Origin of the sequence: Francisella persica ATCC VR-331 (genome assembly GCF_001653955.1) — a bacterium.
In the GTDB taxonomy this organism is placed as follows: Bacteria; Pseudomonadota; Gammaproteobacteria; order Francisellales; family Francisellaceae; genus Francisella; species Francisella persica.
Genome location: NZ_CP013022.1, coordinates 602,846 through 619,665, shown reverse-complemented (window position 1 = coordinate 619,665; position 16,820 = coordinate 602,846). Strand labels below are relative to the sequence as shown.

Sequence of the window (16,820 nt, the reverse complement as noted above, 5' to 3'; positions counted from 1 at the left end):
CTTAACTATAAAATTATTAGATAAAAAAACCAAAACACAACTAATCTTACTACTTGGATAATTAATAACTCTTTGGTATTCTAACAGGTATTAATACATAAAATCTAAAGCAAATTATGAATAAATCACATCTACCAAATACAAAAACCTCGGTCACTTTGGCTTGGATAATATGCCTAATTGCAACGCTTAATTACGGTTATGACTTTTTTATTCGTGGTGTTCCAAGCGTTATGGGCAATGATTTAATTAGTGATTTTGGAATAAGCCATACAGAATTAGGTATGCTATCATCGGCATACTTTGTATCTTATACAATCATGCAAATCCCAGCAGGAGTAATATTGGATAAATATAATCGTACATTAGTGATTAGTTTTGCTACTACTTTTTGTGTGTTAGGAAATTACTTATTTTCAGCTACTAACTACTATGAAATAGCATTCATAGGTAGAATACTGATGGGAATAGGTTCTGCATTTGGCTTTACAGGAGCTGCAAAAATGGCTGGAATGTGGCTTCCGGAGAAATTTTTTTCCACGTTTATAGGTTTTGCAACAGTCGTTGGTATTCTTGGAGGTTTAGTCACGGATATAGTGCTTTCTAGCTTAGTTTCTGAGCTTGGCTGGAGAGAGGGTAATGCTGTATTTACATATGTTGGTGTTGGTATATTATTGCTTATCATTATATTTATTCGCGATAATCCTAAACATGTTGTGAAATTTGTGCATTTAAGTGAAGCTAATTTTAAAGAAACCATAGTTAAAGTAACAAAAATCTTCTGTAATCTAAAATTCTGGGCAGCAAGTATTATTGGCGCAGTACTGTTTATTCCAATTAATGTTTTAGGCTCTCTCTGGGGTGTAGGGCTAATTCAAGCTAAATTTGGTCTAAGCCAAGAACTAGCATCACATTTTAATGGCATACTATTTATAGGAGCTGCTGTAGGCTTTACAATTGCTGCGATTATTGCTTCACTGACAAATAGATATCGCTTAATGATAGTTTTAAGTATAGTCTCGCTTGCTATCATTTTAGCTATTATACTTTATTTACCAATGAATTTATTGGTTTTTACCCTGTTGTATTTCCTACTTGGAGCTGCAGCTGGCCCTCAAGCTATAACATTCGGAATAGCTAAAATAATCTCTCCAAAAGGCACTACTGGCTCGGCAACAGCAGGTGTAAATATGATAAACAACTTTGTACCAATTATTCTACTACCACTTGTTGGTTACATACTTACACACTTTGGTACATTTATAGTAAACTCAACGACTATATATACCATCACAAGTTATCAAAATGCTCTTGGTATGGTAATAATATTCTTGTTAGTATGCCTACCAATTGCTATGCTTATACCTAAGCAAATACAAGCTGATCTTAATCACTAATAAGTTTTAATAGTCTATATAATTCAAACTCAGGGTATGGATTAAAGAAATCTTGCTTGTTTAAGTAAGGTATATCAAGTTCTAAAAGATACATTTTAATTATACTGACATGGACTTCCCATGATATCTTACAATCTTTATATTAGTTAATATTCTTGAAGATACTGGTATTAAGATTTAGATATTTTTTGTTCATTTTTCTTAAAACATTTCGCAATGCCATATAATGAGAGCATTGTTTAGCTGGTTTATCTATAGCTTGATAGCCGTATGTAATTTTGTTTGATTCCTACAATATCTGTGCTATTTGTAGCCTCTGAGAGCATATTACCAAGTATTTTTTTGAAAAACTTTATTAGTTATTTTATGCTTAAAATGATATTCCATAATTTTGCAATATTTACATACCACATAAAGTTAGTCTTCAAATCATAATAGCAAACTTACGTAAAAAATAATCACGTAAAGTCTATCATTTAGCTTGCCATCATCTTCAATTAGCAAAAGTTGGTCATATTGCCTTAGTGCTCTAGCAAAAAGCTATAATACTAAATAAATTTGCATACAATGTCTATATCTATAGCTATTCTCCAAATGTAGTACAAGAGAGATATTCTGAAACAGTGATAGAAACGCCATATACATATATATATAAGAATGCTCACAAAGAGGGTGGAAAAAGAGTCAAGGAGCTTTTTACTGGAGATGCACGCGGCATATTTGCATCTAAAGTATTACTGGAATCTTTATCTTATGGGCTTCAATAAATTGGTGTTGAGGTGTAGTATGATAAACCTTATATTCTTGCCGAGCATTTAGTAGCTCATTATTTTATTTGTGAATTAGAGACTGTGTGTATAGATATACCTAATGATCTTTTACTAAAACAACAACAGATGATGAGAACTGTGATATAGATAAACTAGAAGTAGATCAAAATAATTTAATTCTGATGGTAGAAGCTTTTTTGCTAAAGCTATTGTAATTACGCAGAAACAAAAACAATTAAATGGTGCATAACATATGACAAAAAAGACAACAAACGCTATTTCTTAGAAAATTTGGGGTTATAAAGCTATTCATATACCAAATCCTACCGATATATATTGCGTTGACCTTGTAAGCTCATTTGTAAATAAGTATGTTACGAGTACATTATGCCTTTTAGCAAAAGACCATAGAGATAATAATATTACCTAAAAAACCGTAGCCTAAAGTTGAAAATTATTACATATTTATGATATTGGTCATATATTAACTATGAATAAGTTAATGTAGCACTATAGATTATCGACTATAGTTATGAATTATGCAGATCAGATTCAAGAGTTTAGTGATTTCTGAATATACTCATTTAGTTACATTTACCGCAGTGACAGCTGAACTACTTGGTATAAAATTAAAACAATGCCTAAAGCGTTGTACACAGTTTTAAAATGATAAGTCTTTTCTTAGACAGATGCTACATGCTAAGGAGATACTAGTCCATAGTGTTAATATAGTTATCTACAATCAGTGATGATGATTACGTGGAAAAAGCTTTAGAAATATATTGGGAAAGTATAAAAATAACGGAACCTATGAATATGATGTAATGATGCCACGAGCATGTTCTGGTTATGGAATCCATAGATTTGAGAGTGAAAAAAAGAACTAAGAGATATTTTAAAGCTTATGCACATAGTCGAATTATTTATGATTAATTAAGCTGAATTTGCTTAGGTCTAAGTGATCAGATGCTTAATGGTCAGACTCATTTAAGTAATAAATACAAATCTAAATTTAATGAAGAACCTGCTGTAATTGAGTTATGTGCCAGATGACAGAGATATTACGTGATATGGACGTATAATTTGGGGTTGATCTTCTTATACGATAAATTAATGGTCAAATAGTTCCTTATTTACTTAAAGTAAATGCAAGACAAACAGGAGCAATATGCAGGATTCTTAGCTTATGAGTTGCGTAATGGTGAGCATTTGGGGTATAGCATAGTAATGTTGTAGTATCTAAAGGCTCAACTATTGATGATTATTATCAATATCTTAAAGCTAAATGGTATTGACTATAATTATGGTGACAGTGAAGGAGTTATTATTACATGTATTGGTAATCTTGATTTAAATAATAAGGTTATGATTCTAGTTATAGCAGATACTTATGAGCTTTTTGATAAAATATATTGCGACATCTTTTAATATTATCTTTATTTGTGATTTATAATCTCAATAACAGTATTAATTGGTGAAGAGTTTTTGATAAAATACCTATAGGTGTCACAACAGTTGTTTAATTGACAATAATGTTCGCTATAATGGAGGTAATTGCCATAAATCGTATATTACTGGAGTTTATGATAATTATTTTGACTATAAAATTGTTTTTCCTGAGGTTGTTGCAGGTCTTGGTGTAGCAAGAGCAACTTTGGTTTCTATGAGGATATAGAGGGGTTAAGACAAATAACACACATATTAATGTTAATGGCGAAATTCAGCATAGTCTTGCTAAGATAATATTTATCTTAAAGGCTAAGTTTCCAAGCTGTGGTGTCTAAACAGCAAGAGTTTTTGATGATAATCATGACTATACTGGTTTAAATGCTGATGGACTACATCTATGATGTGACACAGTTTTTGCATATATTGATCTATATAGTTTGTTTTAATTCTAGATGCTGATCATAATCGGATATAATATTCCATCATCTAATATTGAACGAGGAAAGATGTCTCAGCAACTAAAGTAATATAAGCCACTACATATAGTTTTTGAGCTATCGCATAACTAAGTTAGTGAGTACCAAAATCGTACTCTAAAAAAATCATTAAAATCATCCTTGCTAAGTTTAATAAGCTGACCAATAGCAGGAAAATCAAACTCAACAAAACTCTTACTAAGCTTGGCAGATGGCATGTAATAAACACATCAAACCTTAGATTGTCTTGAGTATAGAAATACAAAGCTACACACTCATAGTATTTTGTATAAAAGGGTTGGGTTATTTTATTCACAAGATTTAACAAAAATTATACTTCTTATGATTTATAAAATATTAAATTTGATTATACACAATTATAAAAATAATAATAATAAAATTCAAAATTTATTATAATTGTGCTAAGTGTAAATATATTTTAGTTAAAACATGTTTTTCAAAAACAAAAAAGAAAGCTCTATACTAAGTTTTCTTGTCGTTTCATTCGCAAGCTTTTTTGCAGTGTTTATGCTCGTTATCTCAATTTTTAGTTTCTATCAAGTTAAGCACCAAAATGATTCACTCTTTGACTACCAGCTAAAAACTGCTGCTGAAGTTATCGAGACTGTACTAAAAATCTATCCTTTAGAAGATGATGAAAATACCACCCACATGATAATGAATAGAATCTCAAATTCTTTCTTAAATATAAAAAACTACAACAAAAGTATTGGTTTCATCGTATACGATCGCAAATACAAAAAGCTCTTACTAAAGACTTCTAATTTACCGAGTTTTCATAAAAACTATGATGGAATAACTTCTACAACAGGATTTGGATGGGTATACACTGACGAGGATGATGAACAGAAAAATTGGTATACTTATACTCTAAAAACTGATAATGATAACCTTATCACAGTTTTTGCTAACAACACTATTAAAGACAAAATATCACGTCAAATAATCTTTAAATTTGCCCTACTTTTAGGATCAACTTATATCGTACTTATTGGATTTATCTACTATATATTAAAGACAGCACTTCATCCACTAGAACGTATAAATAAACGTGTTGCTAAAATAAATCCGCGTAAAAATGAAAAACTTAATGAGGACATTATACCATATGAGATAAGATCTATCGTTGATCAAATTAATTCTTTAATAGAAAAGTTTCATGAAACTCTTGAAAGAGAAAAGCGCTTTTCAGGTGATGCAGCTCATGAGCTTAAAACACCAATAGCTGCAGTCAAAACGCTTGTTGAAATAGCTTTAGCATCTAATGATATAGATGAAATCAAACAAAAGCTTGAACGGATCAAAAGCTCAACAAATAGATATTCTCATATTATTGACCAATTATTGACATTAAGTAGAATTCAACCCAATGAACAGATTACATTCGGCAAAAAACTTATGATAAATAAGGTTCTTGAGACCTTTATTGCCGAAAATGCTATCAAAGCTATAGAAAAGGATATTGAGATAGTCTTTTATCCATCGCAACAGCATTTATATTGTTATAGTAATGACTACCTACTTGGAATACTATTTAAAAATCTAATCTCAAATGCTATCAAGTATACTCCACATGGTGGCCTTGTTGAGATTAGCTCATATCAAGAAGAAAATAATATAGTCGTTGAAATAAAAGATAATGGAATTGGTATACTTAAAGAAAATATTGAGCGTATTTTTGATAGATTCTATCGTGAAACAGGCACTGGTGAAGAAGGCAGTGGCCTAGGTTTAGCAATTGTTGCAGAAATCGTTAGACTCCATAACGGTAAAATTTTTGCTCAAAACAATACTGACCAAAAAGGCTTAACTGTTACTGTTAAAATTCCTCTTGATCATCGACATGAAGATTAAATATATACTTTCTAAAGCTTGCTGTATTTTTGAATATTCGAAAACAAATTCCAATGAATTGTAATTTTGTTGGATTGATATTTTGACTTGAAAGAAGCAATTCATCACCAATTTGCCTAAACATAAGCTTTACACAACATCAGGTATTTTTATAATACGTTTCTTAGCTAGAGATTTTCTTAGAAGCCAGATTAAGAGCTTATGCTGAGCTACATTTGGTGCAGTTAAGTTTAATACTCATTTACTGTCTAGTTTATTATCGATTATAAATACAATAGCTCGTGATAAATCATACGCACTTACCCAACTCATATATGTTATGACCATCGCCAAACATAGTTAAAAAACCAAACTTAGCTGGTAGTGTTATTTTTATCAAGCACTCTACCATTACCTATAACAAACCCAAAGTGTAAAATATAGTATAATGCATAATTACCTATCAGTTATATAAGATTATTTGTGGTTTGAATACGTCTTGATAATATTTTATTCTTAACTGCTCTCTACTCTAGCGTTTTTGACCGATGTTGTAACTAAATAAGTTTATGGCAATACCATAATTAGCAATATTCTATTGTGTCAACTGCTGCCATGTTATGAGATCTTTGTAGGCACCTAGACTTTGTTTTGCTATCCTACTCAAGAGAGTAAACTCATGTCAACTACTTAGGTATTTAGATAGTTATCTACCAAACAAAGCCTAAGCCTCCTGCTACTAATATTCTCATAACACCTCTTCAAAAATTTTTATCTAACCTTATAAATTATGTTATATTAGTAGTAAATAGCCTAAATAACGTTACATTTGATTAATCTTACCGTAGTAATATTGAGAATAACTCTAAGATATGACAATCTTTACACAAAAAGGTTATTCAAGAATAAATGAGGTTCTCATATGTATTGGGTCGAGATTCTATCAAGAGTACAATTTGCGTTTACTATAAGCTTTCATATTTTGTTTCCAGCCTTTAGTATCGGATTATCAACATTCTTGATGATTTTTGAAGCTCTTTGGCTAATTACAAAAAATAATAGATATTTAGCTATTGTTAAATTTTGGACAAAAGTATTTGCTTTGACGTTTGGTATGGGAGTTGTCTCTGGGATTGTGATGGAATTCCAGTTTGGCGCCAACTGGGCAGGATTTGCCGAAAAAGTAGGTCCAGTACTTGGTTCATTATTTACTTATGAGGTATTAACAGCATTCTTCATCGAAGCAGGTGCTTTAGGGATAATGATTTTTGGTTGGGGAAGAATTAACAAGTATATACACTTCTCAGCTAACTTTATTATATTTGCTGGTGTCACACTCTCAGCTTTCTGGATATTATCAGCAAACTCTTGGATGCAAACTCCAGGTGGTGTGAATTATATAAATGGCAAATTTGAAGTTTATAGTTGGTATCATGTTATATTTAACCCTTCAGTGATACCTAGATATATTCATATGCTGATGGCAGCATATTTAAGTACTATAATGGTAATCTTGGGAGTTAGCGCATACTATCTCGTCAAAGGCAAATATCATGTTTTTGCTAAAACTTGTATTAAGTTTTCGGTAATATCGATTTTGATACTAAGTATAAGTCAACTTATAATTGGTGACGATGTTGGTAGAGAAGTTCATAAACATCAACCACTAAAAACAGCTGCAATAGAAGGTGTTTGGGATACTCAAAAAGGTGCTCCTTTTGTAATCTTTGCTTACCCGAGTGAAGTACAAGAGAAGAACTTGTTTACTATAGAAATCCCTAAATTAGCATCTTTGATTAACACACATGAGCTTAATGGTGAACTTATCGGCTTAAAATCTGTAACTGAGAAAGATAGACCTGTAGTCACTGTAGTTTTTTACAGCTTTAGAATAATGGTTGGTATAGGCACATTAATGATACTAATAGGCTTAGTTGGAACTTTCTTGTTATCTAGAAAAAAACTAGAATCATCAAAGTGGTTCCTAAAAATTTGTACATTAACCACACCTCTAGGATTTGTCGCAATTATTACCGGCTGGTTTACCGCTGAATTTGGTAGACAACCTTGGGTTGTATACAATATTCTTAGAACTCAATATTCAGTTAGTGACCTTAGTTTTTGGCAAGTTTTTGTTTCTCTCACTTCAATAATTATCGTTTATTTTATCATATTTGGATACTTTTACTTCAAATATTTATTTAAAATTATTAATAGTGGGCCAAGCACTGATGGAGAAGAAAGAATGCCTTACTCATATTTCCAATCAGTCGAAAAAAATACAGGCGAAGAGGAGTAGATTATGGATCTAGGATTAATTTGGCTAGCAATTATTGCTTTTGCTCTATTACTATATGTAATCTTGGATGGTTTTGCATTAGGAATGGGAATATTATTTCCACTCTTGGATGATCACCAAAAAGATATAGCAACAAGTATCTTATTACCAACATGGGATGGTAATCAAACATGGCTAGTTTTTGCACTAGCATGTTTCTATGGAATGTTTCCAATAGCTTTTGCATACATTTTCCCAAAGATTTACCTCTCGGCAATACTATTAGTAGTAATGATATTATTAAGAGGAATATGCTTTGAATTTAGATTAAAATCTTCACCAAAAGGTATAAAAAATTGGGATAGGTTATTCTTTATATCATCGTTTATAGCTACATTCATTCAAGGCTATATAGTTGGTGAATTAATTGTTGGCTTTCCTCATACTCACTTTTATACTATTGGTTTTTCTACTGTCACAGGTATTACATTAGTATTTGGCTATAGTCTACTTGGCGCAACACGCTTAATTTTAAAGACTGAAGGAGAGTTATTTAACAAAACTAAACAATTTGCTAAGGTATGCTGCCTTATTCTAGCTGTTCTAATGCTAATAATCGGTGTGATGACTCCATTATATATAAAACTACCTCTATATAACTTCTATAAAATTGCAATATTAATAGAATTATTTGTACTTACTATAATTAGCTTTTTACTCCTTATCAAAGTTATAGAAGCAAGAAATCATGCTCTACCATACTGGCTAGCAGTAGCGATATTCATATTAACTTATATAAGTATGTTAACACTAATATTCCCATATGTTATTCCTTATCAAATAACATATACACAGGCCCAAGCTAGTGATACAACATTACTATTTACTTTAATCCCAGCAATTACAATGATTCCTTTATTATTGCTTTATACTAGCTACGCTTATTATATTTTCAGAGGAAAAATTAAAGAAAAATTAAGCTACTAAGCTTTCTTATCTGATAACTATATATTTACTGGTGTAATTGCTCCAGCCAAGAATATTCTCAATACTCTGTTACATTGTGTGCCATTCCTTTAGCTGTACCAGTTTGTAGTGCAGTATAAATACGCGGAAATTTGTTTTCTTTAATTATATTTCTAATACCAGTATTTGAAATAAACCCTCATATGCTGCGACACGGTTACTGCCTTTACGTTTATAAGTAAGTGCTGTGAGGTAACAATTTGTAATGACTAAGCTAACATATTGCGCACAAGCTCCTGTTCAGCAGGTGGAAATACAGTAAAAACCATATTAACGTTTTTATAGCTGACATTGTATGTAATTGTTCCTAAAACCAAATGACCTGTTTCAGCTGCCTCTAGTACTAATCTAATATTTTTTAATTACGCATCTCACCAACAAGGATACAATCAGGACCCTTACCTCAGTGCTGCTTTTATGGCCGCATTAAAGCTTCTTGTATCCTTTTAACCTCACGTTAATTAACTAGTGATCTTTGATTTGTACTAACAAATTCTACTGGATCCCCAATAGTCAAAATATGCGAATTATATTTTTGATTAATCTCATTGACTAATGTTGCAAAAGTACTACTCTTACCCTAATCTTTAGACAATGTAACTAAGATCAAACCACCATTTTTAGCTTGGACTTCTTTGAGAATTCTTGGCTACACAAAACTGATCTAAAGTTGGAATAATATTTTCCAAACGACGAAATACTTCACCATAACCACGGTTATGAAAAAAAGCATTTACCCTAAATCTGCATCATTATCTCTATCATATATAGAAAAATCACATTCGTAAGTTTCGCTCATCTTTTTGATCATCAGTCATGATTTCTAAAAGTATCTGTGAAATTATCTTATCAATTTAATACATGTGATGATTCAATATTAATTTAAATTACCATCTATCCTATATTTAGCCTTACAATAATAGGATATATACAAATCAGAGGCTTTTTTTGTACACAAAGAGTTAATAATTTTCTTATCATATCAAGAATAGAACTTAAATCTAATAATGGTATTAGAACTTTCCTACTAAAGGATAAAAATAGGCTATTAAGGAATTTTTTAGATTGATTATTTAAATAGTTTCTTGAAAAAATTAGCAATCTTTGCAAATGGGCAAGATGTTTCAGATGAAGCATTTATACTGACACAACCAGTAGTTGCAGATTCGGTAGTCTTAGACTCTTTTTTACCCACTATAATATCTTTAAGAACAGTTTGTAAAATACCTCCATTCTTTAAGTAGTCAACATCAACATCGGCATCTAGACGAGCTAAAGCCTCAAATGTTGTTGTATGAGCAGTACCAGGATGAACTGCTTCAACTACTACTCTTTGACGTGGTTTAATGTTGTTTAAGTTCTCAATATTGAATATTTCCGAACCATCTAAACCTAAAGTCTTAGCATTCTGTCCATCAACGTACTCGAGAGGTAATACACCCATACCAACTAAGTTAGATCTATGAATCCTTTCATAGCTCTCAGCTATAACTGCTCTAACACCTAATAGGAATGTACCTTTTGCAGCCCAATCACGTGAAGAACCAGTACCATATTCTTTACCAGCTAATATAACTAATGGAACACCTTTTTCTTTGTATTTCATAGCTGCATCAAATACATACTGTTGAGAACCATCAAGATGACACTTAGTAAAACCACCCTCAATATTATCTAAAAGTAAGTTACGGATACGGATATTAGCAAAAGTACCTCTCATCATAACTTCATGGTTTCCACGACGAGAACCATAAGAGTTAAAATCTTTCTTCTCAACACCATGCGATTTTAGGTATTGTCCAGCAGGATACTCTTCTGGAATAGCTCCAGCAGGTGAAATATGGTCTGTAGTTACAGAATCACCTAACATTAGAAGAGTTCTAGCACCTTTGATATCTAAATCATCATTACCATCTGCAAACTTCTCAAAGAAGTTAGGACATTGGATATAAGTAGAAGATTTATCAAATTCATAAAGCTTGCCTTCTGGAGCTTTAAGTTTTTGCCAGTCCTCAGTACCATCAAGGACTGTTGCATAAGCTTTTTTGAACATGTCTGAGTTAATCACATCAGCTTGTATAGCAGAAATCTCTTCTGTAGTTGGCCAAATATCTGCAAGGTAAACATCATTACCATCTGCATCTTTACCGATAACATCTTCAACTGGATCAAAATCAATAGTCCCAGCTAATGCATAAGCAACCACATGAATTGGTGATGCAAGGTAATTTGCTTTAACATGAGGGTTAATACGCCCTTCAAAGTTACGATTACCAGAACTTACAGAAGCAACCACAAGATCAGCTTCATTTATAGCCTCTACTACAGGCTCATCAAGAGGACCAGAGTTACCAATACAAGTAGTACAACCATAACCAACTATATTAAAACCTAAGTTTTCAAGCTCTGACAACAAATTAGCCTTCTCAAGATATTGAGTCACGACTTGAGATCCAGGCGCTAATGATGTTTTAATATAAGGTTTAACTTTAAGTCCTTTTACATTTGCTTTCTTAGCTAATAAACCAGCACCTAAAAGTAGTGATGGGTTCGAAGTATTTGTACATGAAGTAATTGCAGCAATTGCAAGTGAACCATGAGTAATTCTTTCACCAAGACCTTTTACTTCAGCTGATTTTTGTAACTGTTCTTGAGTTAAACCAAAACCATGTAATCCTTGCTCATGAACCAAAGCTTCTGCAAAAGCTTTTTTCATATCATGGAAGGCTACTCTATCTTGTGGACGATTAGGGCCAGCAAGGTTAGATTCGACTTCGGATAGATCTATTTCTACTATACTAGAATATTCTGGTTCTTCAGCAGGATTCTCTCTAAATAATAATTGCTCTTTATACATTTTACGTGCAGCATCTACTAACTCACTACGGTTTGTATTGTTGAAGAAATCTAATGTTACTTCATCAACTGGGAAGAAACCAGTTGTTGCACCATATTCTGGAGCCATATTTGCTATAGTTGCTCTATCTGGTAAAGATAAGCTCTCTAACCCTTCGCCATAGTACTCAACAAACTTACCAACAACACCATGCTTTCTAAGTACTTCTGTAATCTTAAGTACAAGGTCAGTAGCTGTTATACCAGTTTTTAACTTACCAGTAAGTTTCACACCAACAACATCAGGAAGAACCATATAATATGGTTGACCAAGCATTACAGCCTCAGCTTCAATGCCACCTACACCCCAACCTACTACACCAACACCATTGATCATAGTAGTGTGTGAATCTGTACCTACTAGAGTATCTGGATAAATTAAATCTTCACCATTGATGTTTTTAACTAAAGCGCCTTTTGCAATATACTCTAAATTAACTTGGTGAATAATCCCCATACCAGGTGGTACAACCATGAAATCATCAAATGCTTTTTGGGCCCACTTAAGTAAGCTGTATCTCTCACCATTTCTTTCAAATTCTTTAGCTACGTTTTGAGCTAAAGCAGTTTTTGTTCCATAAAAATCGACCTGTACTGAATGGTCAATTACCATAGCTGTATCTACAAGAGGATTAATTTTATCTACATCGCCACCAGCATCCTTGATCGCCTTTCTCATCACAGCTAAATCAACTACTGCTGGAACACCTGTAAAATCTTGCATCACAACCCTAGCAGGCATATATGGAATCTCAGCTCTTGAACTAGCTTTAGCGTCCCATTCTAAAACCTTGTGCATATCATCTTCTTTTACTTTATAACCATCTATATTTCTAAGTTGGTTTTCAAGTAATACTCTAATTGAATAAGGAAGACGCTTAACATCTTTACCAAGCTCTTGAGAAAGTTTCTTCAAGCTATATAAAGAATACTTCTTTCCTTTATCCTCTATTTTCAGCTTAGTGATATTTTTAATATCAAACATGCTTTAACCTCCGTAGATACTAATTATTTTTTTGCAAAACACTCATATATTTTAACCTGTTAATGACTATTTGTATATAAAATAAAGAATTTCAAGTAGTTTGTTCTAATTTAGTAGAGAAATATCAAGCTTACCTTTCTTAAAAGGTGGACACCATAAATAACTAGTTTCTATAATCTTAGAAAACTTAAAAACACCATCTATGATACCATCACTGCCACCAAGCATATTGCCCATTTGTAAATTAAAAGATCTAAAAGATGGCGCAAACCCTGAAAACATAAACCCACCTTTTAGTTGATCATCTGACCATGGCATTGATTTTCTTAAGATTTGTGCTTCTGGTTCAAAATTTTCTTTTGCTGATCTTTTAACGTGAGCGAAGTCTTTTAAATTATCAAATTGATGTGAATCATCCAAAGATCTACCTACACACTCTTCTTTTGTTGATTGACTAGCACTATTGAGCCAATCAAAGTCATGAAGCCACTGCTGCAACACCCAAAAACTAGAACCTTCTAATTCACCTTCAGAGTTTATTGCTGCTGGTATGACTTCTACACCTTTAGGGTTCTCAATACCATCTTCGAAACCTGATAAATCATACCTACCACGATAAGTATAGCTTGAGATAACTTTTCCTATATCAAAATAATCTCCAAGAGCTTTTTTAATGGCTATTGCCTTGTGAAATAATTCTCCTCTATCATCATCTCTTAACCAAAGAACCAAATCATAACCATCATTATCGCACATTCTTGGATTATTAAATTTAATTCTTTTAAAGTTTTCATTCTCCGGTATTTTAAACATTTTTAGTAGATTATTGCCAAAGCCTGAGACTACACTTTTACCATCAACAAATCTTTGTAAAATTTTTAATCCAAACTTAGTATCAGTATTTTTTTTGATGTTAAACATCATATATAAAGCTGATGATGGCAAGTTTTCAATAATTCCTAGTTGATATTTAATTATTTCCACTTAACTTTTCCTTATAAAACTTTCTTTAACAGTTATAATATAAACAACTACAACAAAACTCCATAAACAATGCTAAAAAAACAACTTTATTTTTTTATTATTGTTGGCATCTTAGCTTCTATAACTAACTTTATTATCGTTTGGATACTTGTTGAAGTAAGTATTTTTAGACCTTTAGTTGCAAACTTTTTCGCTTTTTTAACTGCATTTAATGTTAGCTATTTTGGTCATCGATTTCTGACATTTTCGACAACTACCCAATCTCATAAAAAAGCTGTAATACAATTTTTTATAAATGTTATAATAGGTCTTGGGCTTAATGAATCAATTTATTATGTATTATTACATATCTTAAAAATACAATATCTACTAGCTTTATTCATAACTATGGGTCTAGTTGCCATATATACTTTTGTTGTAAGTAAATTTTTAATCTTTAAGGTATAAAATGTTTGAAATAAACAAACAAATTGGAATTTATATCCATTTTCCTTGGTGTGTGCGTAAATGTCCATACTGTGATTTTAACTCTCATCCGATAAGAGATGATAGCTATCTTTTAGAACAGTATTATCAAAAACTTATAGCCGATTTTGATACTCATCTTGATGATTTACAAGCTAGAGAAGTTATAAGTATTTTCATTGGGGGAGGCACTCCTTCGCTTTTTAAAGCTGAGCATCTCGGTAAAGTTTTACAACATATCACTAAAAATGCAAAAATTAGTACTAACTGCGAAATAACTTTAGAAATGAACCCAGGAACTGTAGAGAGAGGTACAATACTAAGTTATCAAAATATTGGTATTAATAGAATATCACTTGGGGTGCAAAGCTTTCAAGATGATAAACTAAAAATTTTGGGAAGAATTCATAGTTGCGAAAATGTTTATACAACTATTAATGAAATCAAAAACTCAAAAATCTCAAATTTTAATGTTGATATAATGCATGGGCTTCCGAATCAGAGCTTTGATGATGGTATCTTTGATATAACTCAAGCCATAGCAATGCAACCAATGCATATTTCTTGGTATCAGCTTACTATTGAGCCTAATACCTTATTTGCAGCTAAACCACCAAAACTCCCTGATGAAGAAATTCTCGAGAGTATTGAAATAGCTGGCAAAGAGGCTCTAGCACAGGCTGGTTTTAAGCAATATGAAGTTTCAGCTTTTGCCCAAAATGCTCTAAGATCTATTCATAATTCTAATTACTGGATGTTTGGTGATTATATAGGTATTGGCGCAGGAGCACATAGCAAGATTACCGATCTTAAAACTAAACAAATCAAAAGAGTTTGGAAACATAAGCACCCTAAGATATATACTCAAACTAACAAATTTATCAAAGACTCAAATATAGTCACTGAAGATGAGATTATATATGAGTTTATGCTCAACGCCCTGAGATTAAAAAACGGCTTTAATCTTAGTAATTTTGAACAACAAACTTTTTTACCAAGAAATACTATCAGCCAACAGTTACAACTAGGTATTGATAAGGGTCTCTTACAGCTAAATAATAATCAAATTAAACCAACAACTAGAGGCTATTTGTTCCTAAATGATTGTATAAATCTTTTTAGCTAATCATCATAACTTATTTGTAAAATTTTGCCACTAACTGCATCAACCAAAACTTCAACTTGTTGATTATTACTATATAGGCACTCTACTTTGTATGCACCATTATAACACTCAACACTTGTACTAGTCTTAGATCTACCTTGAGGAATATCTGCTCTATAGCCTGACTCATATTAATCTCTTTAGCACTTGTTTTGGTGCAGGTACTGTTACTGTAGCAGCATCAATATACAAATAACTGTTCTTAACCATCTGTATTAATAACTATTGCCTACATATACGTCATCATCATATTCAACTTTGTTGATACCACTATAATCTTGCAAGTAGATATTACTAACAATCTTTAGCTAGTGGTAGCACTGTTGAATTTGGAATATCCTCAGTAAACCTATTATATGATACTGCACAGTTACTGATAGTACAAATATAGAAGTTAACCAAGTTGCCTTACTCATATATAACCTCCAAAATATAATCGTATTTTATATAATCAATCTAACATCAATTAGACCTTAACAATTACTATTATCTTAGCTATTTAATTAGAACAGTATATATATTCCTCTGCCTGCTCACGAAAAAACTTTACTCAGTTAGTTTTATTTTCTAAATACTTTAAAACTATAACTGTCCACTCATCAATTAGAGCTTCCGTTGTGACCGGCCTTCTAAAGGTATGATATTTAGTTTTGATATTTACTAATACCAGCACCTAAACATTTCTCAAGAAGATTAGTCTTTTGGATATCATCTTCAACAATATAATTTTATATGTTTAAATTGAATGAGTTAATTGTTTACCATCGATAGTGATAGTTAAATTATAGTCAATACTATCTCTACGAATCTCTAGGTTATACCCAATATAAATATATTGGCTAACATAAATCTTTGTTCCATCAATATTTGCAGCAATAATCCAGCGGTCTTTATCTTATTTTTCGAAGTCTTTAGAGGTTACTATTGCGACATCATATTTGCTTAACTGATAAAAATATTTGCCTGATATAAAAAATAAATATAAAATGTAGAAGTATATTTACCACTTTCATTCACCTGATTTATCTTTGGAGAAATAAAGTCATAAGTGAGCGTATCCCAAAGATTCTAATATA

9 protein-coding genes and 6 pseudogenes are annotated in these 16,820 nt (G+C 31.8%); 8 read left to right on the top strand and 7 right to left on the bottom strand.

The window, feature by feature from the left end:
* Positions 1–116 precede the first annotated feature (116 nt).
* Complete coding sequence (locus FSC845_RS02895) at positions 117–1,397, top strand: MFS transporter (protein WP_064460658.1); 1,281 nt, start codon at positions 117–119, stop codon at positions 1,395–1,397.
* Here the strand turns inward: FSC845_RS02895 and FSC845_RS09980 are convergent.
* The gene (locus FSC845_RS09980) at positions 1,387–1,491 is read right to left on the bottom strand and encodes a hypothetical protein (RefSeq protein ID WP_407637673.1); all 105 of its coding nucleotides are present in this window, start codon (positions 1,489–1,491) and stop codon (positions 1,387–1,389) included. The two genes, FSC845_RS02895 and FSC845_RS09980, sit on opposite strands and share 11 nt — an antisense overlap.
* Before the next feature lie 487 nt (positions 1,492–1,978).
* Here FSC845_RS09980 and FSC845_RS09605 point away from each other — a divergent pair.
* Positions 1,979–2,417 (top strand): annotated as a pseudogene (locus FSC845_RS09605) (hypothetical protein); the annotation flags it as partial.
* Positions 2,418–2,456: 39 nt separating this feature from the next.
* Positions 2,457–3,595 (top strand): annotated as a pseudogene (locus tag FSC845_RS09975) (ATP-grasp domain-containing protein).
* 372 nt (positions 3,596–3,967) lie between these two features.
* Here the strand turns inward: FSC845_RS09975 and FSC845_RS09600 are convergent.
* Positions 3,968–4,420 (bottom strand): annotated as a pseudogene (locus tag FSC845_RS09600) (hypothetical protein); the annotation flags it as partial.
* A 122-nt stretch (positions 4,421–4,542) separates the two neighbouring features.
* Here FSC845_RS09600 and FSC845_RS02885 point away from each other — a divergent pair.
* A complete protein-coding gene (locus FSC845_RS02885; protein WP_064460657.1) occupies positions 4,543–5,967 on the top strand; it encodes a sensor histidine kinase in 1,425 nt (474 codons plus the stop codon).
* On the opposite strand, the pseudogene FSC845_RS08695 reads toward FSC845_RS02885, so the two are convergent.
* Positions 5,920–6,698 (bottom strand): annotated as a pseudogene (locus tag FSC845_RS08695) (DUF1731 domain-containing protein). The gene FSC845_RS02885 and the pseudogene FSC845_RS08695 overlap by 48 nt on opposite strands.
* 170 nt (positions 6,699–6,868) lie before the next feature.
* Between FSC845_RS08695 and FSC845_RS02875 the strand changes: the two are divergent.
* Entirely contained in the window at positions 6,869–8,245 is a 1,377-nt protein-coding gene (locus FSC845_RS02875; RefSeq protein WP_064460656.1) for a cytochrome ubiquinol oxidase subunit I, read from the top strand.
* Between the two features lie 3 nt (positions 8,246–8,248).
* On the top strand, positions 8,249–9,211 hold the full coding sequence (locus FSC845_RS02870; RefSeq protein WP_064460655.1) for a cytochrome d ubiquinol oxidase subunit II: 963 nt from the start codon (positions 8,249–8,251) through the stop codon (positions 9,209–9,211).
* 6 nt (positions 9,212–9,217) lie between these two features.
* Here FSC845_RS02870 and FSC845_RS09595 read toward each other — a convergent pair.
* From FSC845_RS09595 to FSC845_RS02860, 3 genes and pseudogenes are all read right to left on the bottom strand, one after another.
* Positions 9,218–10,231: pseudogene (locus tag FSC845_RS09595) on the bottom strand (type IV pilus twitching motility protein PilT).
* 88 nt (positions 10,232–10,319) lie between these two features.
* Positions 10,320–13,130, bottom strand: a complete 2,811-nt coding sequence (gene acnA / locus FSC845_RS02865) for an aconitate hydratase AcnA (RefSeq protein WP_068594357.1) — start codon at positions 13,128–13,130, stop codon at positions 10,320–10,322.
* Positions 13,131–13,235: 105 nt separating this feature from the next.
* Entirely contained in the window at positions 13,236–14,114 is an 879-nt protein-coding gene (locus FSC845_RS02860; RefSeq protein ID WP_064461708.1) for a Dyp-type peroxidase, read from the bottom strand.
* Positions 14,115–14,183: 69 nt separating this feature from the next.
* Between FSC845_RS02860 and FSC845_RS02855 the strand changes: the two genes are divergently transcribed.
* On the top strand, positions 14,184–14,561 hold the full coding sequence (locus FSC845_RS02855) for a GtrA family protein (protein ID WP_064461706.1): 378 nt from the start codon (positions 14,184–14,186) through the stop codon (positions 14,559–14,561).
* Between the two features lies 1 nt (position 14,562).
* Positions 14,563–15,705: a radical SAM family heme chaperone HemW gene (hemW, locus tag FSC845_RS02850; protein ID WP_064461704.1), complete on the top strand. Its 1,143-nt coding sequence runs from the start codon at positions 14,563–14,565 to the stop codon at positions 15,703–15,705.
* On the opposite strand, the pseudogene FSC845_RS09590 reads toward hemW, so the two are convergent.
* Positions 15,702–16,160 (bottom strand): annotated as a pseudogene (locus FSC845_RS09590) (PepSY domain-containing protein). The gene hemW and the pseudogene FSC845_RS09590 overlap by 4 nt on opposite strands.
* Between the last annotated feature and the right edge of the window lie 660 nt (positions 16,161–16,820).

Coding starts and splice junctions, on each gene's coding strand:
- FSC845_RS02895 (WP_064460658.1), top strand. CDS start 117: ATGAATAAATCACATCTACCAAATACAAAAACCTCGGTCACTTTGGCT.
- FSC845_RS09980 (WP_407637673.1), bottom strand. CDS start 1,491: ATGTATCTTTTAGAACTTGATATACCTTACTTAAACAAGCAAGATTTC.
- FSC845_RS02885 (WP_064460657.1), top strand. CDS start 4,543: ATGTTTTTCAAAAACAAAAAAGAAAGCTCTATACTAAGTTTTCTTGTC.
- FSC845_RS02875 (WP_064460656.1), top strand. CDS start 6,869: ATGTATTGGGTCGAGATTCTATCAAGAGTACAATTTGCGTTTACTATA.
- FSC845_RS02870 (WP_064460655.1), top strand. CDS start 8,249: ATGGATCTAGGATTAATTTGGCTAGCAATTATTGCTTTTGCTCTATTA.
- acnA (WP_068594357.1), bottom strand. CDS start 13,130: ATGTTTGATATTAAAAATATCACTAAGCTGAAAATAGAGGATAAAGGA.
- FSC845_RS02855 (WP_064461706.1), top strand. CDS start 14,184: ATGCTAAAAAAACAACTTTATTTTTTTATTATTGTTGGCATCTTAGCT.
- hemW (WP_064461704.1), top strand. CDS start 14,563: ATGTTTGAAATAAACAAACAAATTGGAATTTATATCCATTTTCCTTGG.